Raw genomic sequence first — 8,220 nt, 5'->3', positions numbered from 1 at the left:
AGTCATCATGAACACCACTGTCGACCAGGCGGACTTTTTCAAGACGCTGGAAGAGAAATCCGACGGCGGCAAGCTGCGCGGCGATTACAGCAATTGCGACGAGCGCTATGTCGTCCGGCAGGATTGGGCAGCCTACACCCCGGAACAGCACGCGCTATGGCGCAAGCTGTACCAGCGGCAGGCGAAGCTGGTACCGGACCGCGCGTGCGAACTGTTCATCGAAAGCCTGGACAGGCTCAACGCCGCGGACGAGATTCCGCGCCTGGACCGTACCACCGAGGCGCTGCACAAGGCGACCGGCTGGGAACTGGTCGCGGTGCCGGGCCTCATCCCCGACCTGACCTTCTTCGAGCACCTTGCCGAGCGGCGCTTCCCGGTCACCGTATGGCTGCGCGATCCCGGAGAGTTCGACTACATCGTCGAGCCGGACATCTTCCATGACTTCTTCGGCCATGTGCCGCTGCTCTTCAATCCGGTCTTCGCCGACCATCTCCAGCAGTTCGGCAAGGGCGGGCTGAAGGCGCTGCGGCTGGATGCGCTGAAGTATCTGGCGCGGCTGTACTGGTACACGGTGGAGTTCGGCTTGATCGAAAGCCCGCGCGGGCTGCGGGCGTATGGCGCCGGCATCCTGTCTTCGGGCGGCGAGATCGAATACTGCCTGACCAGCCCGAAGCCGCGGCGCATCGGGCTGGATGCGGAGCGCATCATGCGCACGCTGTACAAGATCGATTCGTACCAGGAAACGTATTTCGTGATCCGCGACTACGAGCAGTTGTTCGACGCCACGGCGCCCGACTTCGCGCCGATCTACGAACGGCTGAAAACGCAGGAAGCCTTGCCGGCCGACACCTTGTTGCCCGGCGAAGTGAATATCCCGCCGAACGCCTGATCAGATCGACACGCGCGAGCGGACCATCGTCCGGATTTCCTCGCGCGTGACCTTGCCATCCCGGTTGGCGTCGATGCGGTCGAAATTGTCGACCACCCGGACCAGCTTGGCGTCTTCCGCTTCACTGCGGGTAAGCGCGCCGTCACCGTCCTTGTCGGCGGCCTTGAACTTCTCGCTGAACTTCGACGTGGCACGGGATTGCTGCACCGGCTCGCTGGAGGATTGGGCGACAGCCATGCCGCCGCCGAACAAGGCACCGATGAGCATGGATAGCAGGACGTATTGCATGGCGGACTCCCAACAGCTTCTGTCACTTTCACTGTACGTAGCGGGAGAGAGTTTCTCTATGGCATTTACGCTCTGTTACAGCTTGAAATAGTGTCAATCGCTTATGTTGTTGCGGCGCCGCAGGCAAGCTTCAGGAAGCGGGCAAATGCTTCGGCAGCGGGCGCCTGTTCCCGGGAGATGCGCCGCACGATGCCGATCTCCATCGGCGGGACCACGTCTGTGATCGGCCGGGCCTCGATCTTCCTGCCGTCCAGTGTCCAGGGGCGGAATACGAGGTCGGACAGGATGGCCACGCCCAGACCCAGCCCGACGAAGGTGCGCACCGCTTCCATGGACTCGGTTTCCAGCAGCAGGTTGGGTGTCAGCCCACGCTTTTCCCAATACCGTTTCGCCGATTCGCCCGCATCGTCGACCATGATCTGGATCAGCGGATATTGCGAAATGTCCTTCAGCGACACTTCACTCGCCGAGCACAAGGGATGATCGCTGGCCGTCCACAACTGACGGCGGGAGCGCACCAGCGGCTCGCCGACCAACCCCTTGGACGGGCCGACGTTCGAGGTCACCGCGATCGCGACATCCACTTCGCCGTTCTTCACGGCTTCCTCCAGTTCGAGCCGGTGCAGTTCCATGAGCTTGAGCTTGACGCCGGGATGTGTGCGCTGGAAGCGCGCGAGGTATTGCGGCAAGAAGTAGCCCATGACCGTGTAGGACGCCGCAATGCGGATCTCGCCGGACACGTCGTAGGTGCGGAAGGCCGGTGCGCGAACGGCATCGTTGAGGGCGTTCAGCACATGCTGGGCATGCTGGACGAAGTGATGTCCTTCTGCCGTCAGCGTGACGCCATGCGGATGGCGGTCGAAAAGCTTGACGCCCAGCAGGCTTTCCAGCGACGCGATGGCATTGGTGATCGCCGTCTGGGAGACGTGGACCGCATGTGCCGCAAGGGAAAACTGCCCGGTTTCGGCCGCAGCCAGGAAGTAGCGGAGGTGGCGGGTGGAGATGTCCTGGATAGCCATTCGTTTTTCGAATATCTGGTTCACCAAAATACTATTTTACTCATGTAAGCCGAATTCTTATAGTTGGTGTCGAAGCATAAAAGCGCTGCGCCCGTCACATGGGCACAAAGCGTGAAAAGTTGCCGGCCACAACCTGGCGGACAACGACAAAGTGCAATCCGATCAAGAATCGATAGCCTGGAGGAAACAATGAACGCACCCCTGGATCCCGGCCAGCGCCAGCTGCTGGAAAACATTTCCCTCGACGACAAGTTTACGCTGGAGAGCGGCCGCGCCTTCCTGACCGGGACGCAAGCCCTGATCCGCCTGCCGATGATGCAGCGCCAGCGCGACATGAAGGCGGGGCTCAATACCGCCGGTTACATCACCGGCTATCGCGGCTCCCCGCTCGGGAACGTCGACATGACCGCGATGAAGGCGCGCAAGTACCTCGAAGCGCACCACGTCAAGTTCCATCCCGGCATGAACGAAGACCTTGCCGCCACCGCAGTGTGGGGCACGCAGCAGGTGAACCTGTTCCCCGGCGCGAAGTATGACGGCGTGTTCTCCATGTGGTACGGCAAGGGCCCCGGCGTGGACCGCTGCGGCGACGTCTTCAAGCACGCCAACATGGCCGGGACCGACAAGCACGGCGGCGTGCTGGTGCTGGCCGGCGACGACCACGCGGCGAAGTCCTCGACCACCGCGCACCAGAGCGAGCACATCCTCAAGGCTTGCGGCATCCCGGTGCTGTTCCCGTCTTCCATCCAGGAATATCTTGATTACGGCCTGCACGGCTGGGCGCTGTCGCGCTACACCGGCCTGTGGGTATCGATGAAATGCGTGACCGACCTCGTCGAGTCCGGCGCCACCGTCGATGTCGATCCCTTCCGCCAGCAGATTGTCATCCCCACCGATTTCGAACTGCCGCCGGGCGGCCTCAACATCCGTTACCCGGACGCGGTGCTGGAGCAGGAAGCGCGCATGAACCACTACAAGTGGTATGCGGCGCTCGCCTATGTCCGCGCCAACAAGCTCAACCAGGTGGTCTGGGACAGCCCGCGTGCGCGCATCGGCATCGTCACCGCCGGCAAGTCCTACCTAGACACGCGCCAGGCGCTGGCCGACCTCGGTATCGACGAGAACGTCGCCAGGGACATCGGCATCCGCCTCTACAAGATCGGCATGACCTGGCCGCTCGAGGCGGAGGGCGTGCGCGCGTTTGCGCAAGGCCTCGAAGAAATCATCGTGGTCGAAGAGAAGCGCCAGATCCTCGAATATCAGCTCAAGGAAGAGCTGTACAACTGGCGCGACGACGTGCGCCCGCGCGTGGTCGGCAAGTTCGACGACACCGGCGAGTGGAGCGGCAACCACCGCGAAGGCCACGGCAACTGGCTGCTGCCGGCGACCTATGAACTGAATCCGGCGCAGATCGCGCGCGCCATTGCCGCCCGCATCTCGAAATACTTCGCCGGTCATCCGGTGGAACAGCGCGTGAAGGAACGCGTCGCTTACCTGGAAGCGAAAGAGGCCGTGCTCAAGGCCGGCAGCATCAAGCCCGATCCCACCAAGGACCGGGTTCCGCACTTCTGCTCGGGCTGCCCGCACAATACCTCGACCAAGGTGCCGGAAGGCAGCCGCGCGCTGGCCGGCATCGGCTGCCACTACATGGTGCTGTGGATGGACCGCCAGACCTCGACCTTCACCCATATGGGCGCCGAAGGCGTGACCTGGGTCGGCCATGCGCCATTCACCAGCGAGCAGCACGTGTTCGCCAACCTCGGCGACGGCACCTACTTCCACTCCGGCCTGCTTGCCATTCGCGCCGCGGTGGCAGGCAAGGTCAACATGACCTACAAGATCCTGTACAACGATGCGGTGGCGATGACCGGCGGCCAGAACGTCGACGGCCCGCTCGATCCGGCGATGATCTCGCGCCAGATCGCAGCCGAAGGCGTGCAGCCGATCGTGGTCGTGACCGACGATCCGGAAAAATACCCGGCGGGCATCAACTGGGCGCCGGGCGTGACCATCCGCCATCGCGACGAGCTGGACGCCGTGCAGAAGGAAATGCGCGGAGTGAAAGGCGTGTCCGCGATCATTTACGACCAGACCTGTGCCTCGGAAAAGCGCCGCCGCCGGAAGAAGACCGGCCCCGACGGCAAGCCGCTCTATCCGGATCCGGCAAAGCGGGCCGTGATCAATGAAGCCGTGTGCGAAGGCTGCGGCGATTGCAGCGTGCAATCCAACTGCCTGTCGGTCGAACCGCTGGAAACCGAGTTCGGCCGCAAGCGCCAGATCAACCAGTCGTCCTGCAACAAGGACTTCTCCTGCGTGAAAGGCTTCTGCCCGAGCTTCGTGACGGTCGAGGGCGGCCAGCTGAAGAAGCCGAAGAAAGCGGCGGTCAGCGATGATGCGGGCGCAAAGAAATTGCCGATCCTGCAGGGCAGCAAGCTGCCGCATCCGGTGCTGCCGGGCACGGCCGAGCCCTTCGGCATCATCGTCACCGGTGTCGGCGGCACGGGCGTGATCACCATCGGCCAGATCGTGGCCATGGCCGCCCACGTCGAAGGCAAGGGCGTTTCGGTGCTCGACATGACCGGCCTGGCGCAGAAGGGCGGCGCGGTGATGTCGCACGTTCGCCTCGCCGACCGTCAGGAAGACATCTATTCGACCCGCGTGGGTACCGGCGCCGCCGATCTCGTGATCGGCTGCGACCAGATCGTGACCGCCAGCCGCGACGCGCTCAGCCGCATGGGCGAGGGACGCACCTACGCAGCGGTGAACGCGACCGGCTCGCCGACGGCCGCGTTCGTGAAGAATCCCAACTGGCAGTTCCCCGAGGCGACCGCGCAGAACGATATCCGCAATGCCTGCGGCGCCGACCGCGTCGATTTCATCGATGCCGGCAAGATCGCCACGGCGCTCATGGGCGACAGCATCGCGACCAACATGTTCATGCTCGGCTATGCATGGCAAAAGGGCTGGGTGCCGCTGTCCGAAGCGGCGCTGATCCGCGCGATCGAACTGAACGGCGTGTCGGTCGAATTCAACAAGCAAGCCTTCGTCTGGGGCCGCAATGCCGCGCACGACTGGGCCGCTGTCGAACGCCTGGCAAAGCTTAACGATGTGCAGGCCCAGGTCATCGAATTCAAGCGTTCGCCGTCGCTGGAGGAACTGCTCGAGACCCGTGTCGACTTCCTGACCAAGTACCAGGATGCGAAGTACGCCGCGCAGTATCGCGAATTCGTCGAGAAGGTCCGCGCCTCGGAGGCGGAAGTGGTTGGCGAAGGCCGTGCGCTGAAGCTCACCGAAGCCGTCGCGCGCTATCTCTTCAAGCTCATGGCCTACAAGGATGAGTACGAAGTCGCGCGCCTGCACGCCGATACCGCGTTCAAGGCCAAGATCGAAGGCATGTTCGAAGGCGACTACAAGATCAAGTTCCACCTCGCACCGCCGCTGTTTGCCAAGCGCGATGCGGAAGGCCACCTCATCAAGAAGGAATATGGTCCGTGGATGATGAAGGCCTTCGGCATGCTGGCGAAGCTCCGCGTCCTGCGCGGCACGGCGCTTGATGTCTTCGGCCATACCGAAGAGCGCAAGGTCGAGCGTGCGCTGATCCGCCAGTACCGCGACACGGTGGAAGCCCTGCTGCCGAGGCTGACGATGCAGAACCTGTCCAAGGCCACGGCGATCGCGAGCATCCCGGACGACATCCGCGGCTTTGGCCACATCAAGGAGCGCAACCTCAAGGCAGCGAAGGAAAAGGAAGCCGCGTTGCTGAGGGAGTTTGACGTACCGGGAGCATCCTCCACGGCATCTTCGCAGCACGCCGCCTGACGTACTGCGTTACCATCCTTGCCGCCGGTCCTGATTGCCCAGGCCCGGCGGTTTTTCATTGACGGACTCCGCATGCATGAAGAACTGATCCGCGAGTGGATTGCGGGCGACGCGCTGCGCATGCAAGCGCTGCGCAATGCACGCGAACTCGATTTGCCCGACTGGTGCATTGCCGCCGGGTTCGTGCGCAACCTTGTCTGGGACAAGCTGCACGGCTACGCAACGCCTACGCCGCTCGACGATATCGACTTGATTTACTTCGATCCTGCTTGCGCCTTTCGCGAGCATGACCGGCGTCTCGAGTCCCGCCTTGCGGAAAGCGACGGCGCCTTGCCGTGGTCGGTGCATAACCAGGCAAGGATGCACGAGCGCAATGGCGATGCCGCCTACCTGTCGACGCTGGACGCGATGGCGTACTGGGTAGAGGAGGAAACGGCAGTCGGCGTGCGGCTCGACGGGCAGGACCGCATCGAAGTGTTGAGCGCCTTCGGACTCGACAGCCTCTTCGCCGGACAGATCACACCCAACCGCAACAAGCGCAACAATGCCGTCGAGTTCTCGGCGCGCCTGACGCGCAAGAACTGGTTGTGGATCTGGCCCAAGCTGCGCGTGCATGCCTGAGCGCGGGCATCTTGGAATAATGCGAAGAAGGAGTTAAAGTAGGTGAATTAGTTTCTATTAGGAAACTCAACCATGCCCACAGCCCGCGTCTTTTCGCCCGAGCAGAAGGAAGAACGCCGCCAGCGCCACCGGGTCTATATCGCAGGTCTCGTCGTGGTCAGCATGTTGACCGAAACGGTCGCACTGCTCCTGTTCGCCTATGCGGGCAATATCGGGATGTGGGTGCCGCGGCTGTTTCTGCTGGTCGGCGTCGGCACTTCGGTGCTGGTTTATGGCTTCTTCAAGCTGGGTTTCAACCGCCGGCTTCCGGACAAGAACCTGCTTGTGCCGCAACTCATCGTCAATGGCGCGATCCAGGTCGCCTTCCTGCTGATGGCACCGAAGCTGGCCATCGTGTTTCTCGCAGTCCTGATCGTTCTGTCTGCCTACGCGGCGCTGGAATTCACGCCGCAGCAGTTTACCGCCGGCTGGCTCTTGTACGGCGGCATCACTGCGATCGCACTTTGGGCAGTCCGCGACGATTTCGGCTATCCCGGCACCTCCGGCATCGACATCGCATTGGTATGGCTGTTCTTCTTCTTTACCTTGCGCAGCCTGACTCTGCCCAGCGCACGCTTTGCCCGTCTGCGCAACAAGCTCTCGGAAAAGAACCGCCTGCTGGAGGAATCGCTGCGGCAGATCGAGGAACTTGCCAGCCGCGACCATCTGACCGGCGTGTACAACCGGCGCCACTTCATGCAATCGATCGAGACGGAATTGCTGCGCAGCGACCGCAGCGGCGATGGCTTTGCCTTTGCAATGATCGACCTGGATTTCTTCAAGATGATCAATGACCGCTACGGCCATGCGACGGGCGACGAGGTGCTCACCACCTTCTGCGCGATTGCGGCGCAAACGCTGCGCAGTGTCGATGTGGTCGGCAGGCTGGGTGGTGAAGAGTTTGGCGTGCTGTTGCCCGGGGCATCGGCCGAGGAAGGGCGCGTGTCGATCGAGCGATTGCGCGCGGCGGTGAAGGCGCATGAGTGGAACAGCGTCGCCCCCGGGTTGCATGTCAGCTTTTCGGCCGGCGTGGCGGGAAGCGTTCCGGGCGATACGGTGGGTAACGTCACCCGTCGCGCGGACGAGGCGCTCTACCGGGTCAAGCACCGGGGCCGGGACGGCGTCGCCGTCGACGGCATGGACCTGCATGCATTGTGTGCAGCGGATTGATCAGGCGAGCTGGTGGCGCAAGGCCGACAGTTCGATATGCGTGAGGATGACGGCGCTCTTGACTTCATAGTTCATGCCGTCGGAGGGATGGATGCGGCGCTGGGCCTGGTAACTGATGCGCGCCAGGTCATCGACCGTTTCGCGCACGCCGCGTTCGTCCTCGGACTCCAGCGCGCGCTGGGCCTGGCTCGAACGCTGGCCAAGCTGCTGCACGTAGTTCCTGAGTTCGTCGGGAATGCTGACGTCGGAATCGCACGCACGTATGGCATGGTCGATCGTGCGGTCGATGAAGCCGAGGCGTTGCAGAATTTCCTCTCGTTGTACGTTCATTCGAGACTCCTCCGTGAACCTGGTACAGACCGTTTGGCTCTGATG

General features: G+C 62.7%; 7 protein-coding genes. 4 read left to right on the top strand and 3 right to left on the bottom strand.

Annotation, left to right across the window (positions count from 1 at the left end; all coding sequences use genetic code 11):
* Positions 1 to 7: 7 nt before the first annotated feature.
* The gene (gene phhA, locus VFF99_RS05180; protein ID WP_325015633.1) at positions 8 to 889 is read left to right on the top strand and encodes a phenylalanine 4-monooxygenase; all 882 of its coding nucleotides are present in this window, start codon (positions 8 to 10) and stop codon (positions 887 to 889) included.
* Here phhA and VFF99_RS05175 read toward each other — a convergent pair whose 3' ends face one another.
* Complete coding sequence (locus VFF99_RS05175) at positions 890 to 1,177, bottom strand: hypothetical protein (protein WP_325015629.1); 288 nt, start codon at positions 1,175 to 1,177, stop codon at positions 890 to 892.
* Positions 1,178 to 1,278: 101 nt separating this feature from the next.
* Positions 1,279 to 2,196: a LysR family transcriptional regulator gene (locus VFF99_RS05170; protein ID WP_325015627.1), complete on the bottom strand. Its 918-nt coding sequence runs from the start codon at positions 2,194 to 2,196 to the stop codon at positions 1,279 to 1,281.
* 189 nt (positions 2,197 to 2,385) lie between these two features.
* Here VFF99_RS05170 and VFF99_RS05165 point away from each other — a divergent pair, with 189 nt between their 5' ends.
* The 3 genes from VFF99_RS05165 to VFF99_RS05155 all read left to right on the top strand — a co-directional run bounded on the left by VFF99_RS05165 (position 2,386) and on the right by VFF99_RS05155 (position 7,845).
* Positions 2,386 to 6,015, top strand: coding sequence for an indolepyruvate ferredoxin oxidoreductase family protein (locus VFF99_RS05165; protein WP_325015623.1), 3,630 nt, complete (start codon positions 2,386 to 2,388; stop codon positions 6,013 to 6,015).
* Positions 6,016 to 6,087: 72 nt separating this feature from the next.
* Positions 6,088 to 6,636 carry a nucleotidyltransferase family protein gene (locus VFF99_RS05160; protein WP_325015621.1) on the top strand — a complete coding sequence of 183 codons (549 nt, stop codon included), beginning with the start codon at positions 6,088 to 6,090 and terminating at the stop codon, positions 6,634 to 6,636.
* Positions 6,637 to 6,708: 72 nt separating this feature from the next.
* Positions 6,709 to 7,845, top strand: coding sequence for a GGDEF domain-containing protein (locus VFF99_RS05155; protein WP_325015619.1), 1,137 nt, complete (start codon positions 6,709 to 6,711; stop codon positions 7,843 to 7,845).
* Here the strand turns inward: VFF99_RS05155 and VFF99_RS05150 are convergent, their stop codons facing one another.
* Positions 7,846 to 8,175, bottom strand: coding sequence for a hypothetical protein (locus tag VFF99_RS05150; RefSeq protein ID WP_325015617.1), 330 nt, complete (start codon positions 8,173 to 8,175; stop codon positions 7,846 to 7,848).
* Positions 8,176 to 8,220 lie beyond the last annotated feature (45 nt).

The organism is Noviherbaspirillum sp., from assembly GCF_035654295.1.
Lineage (GTDB): Bacteria > Pseudomonadota > Gammaproteobacteria > Burkholderiales > Burkholderiaceae_D > Noviherbaspirillum.
The sequence above is the reverse complement of the archived record's forward strand: the minus strand, read 5'-3'. Positions and strand labels throughout refer to the sequence as shown.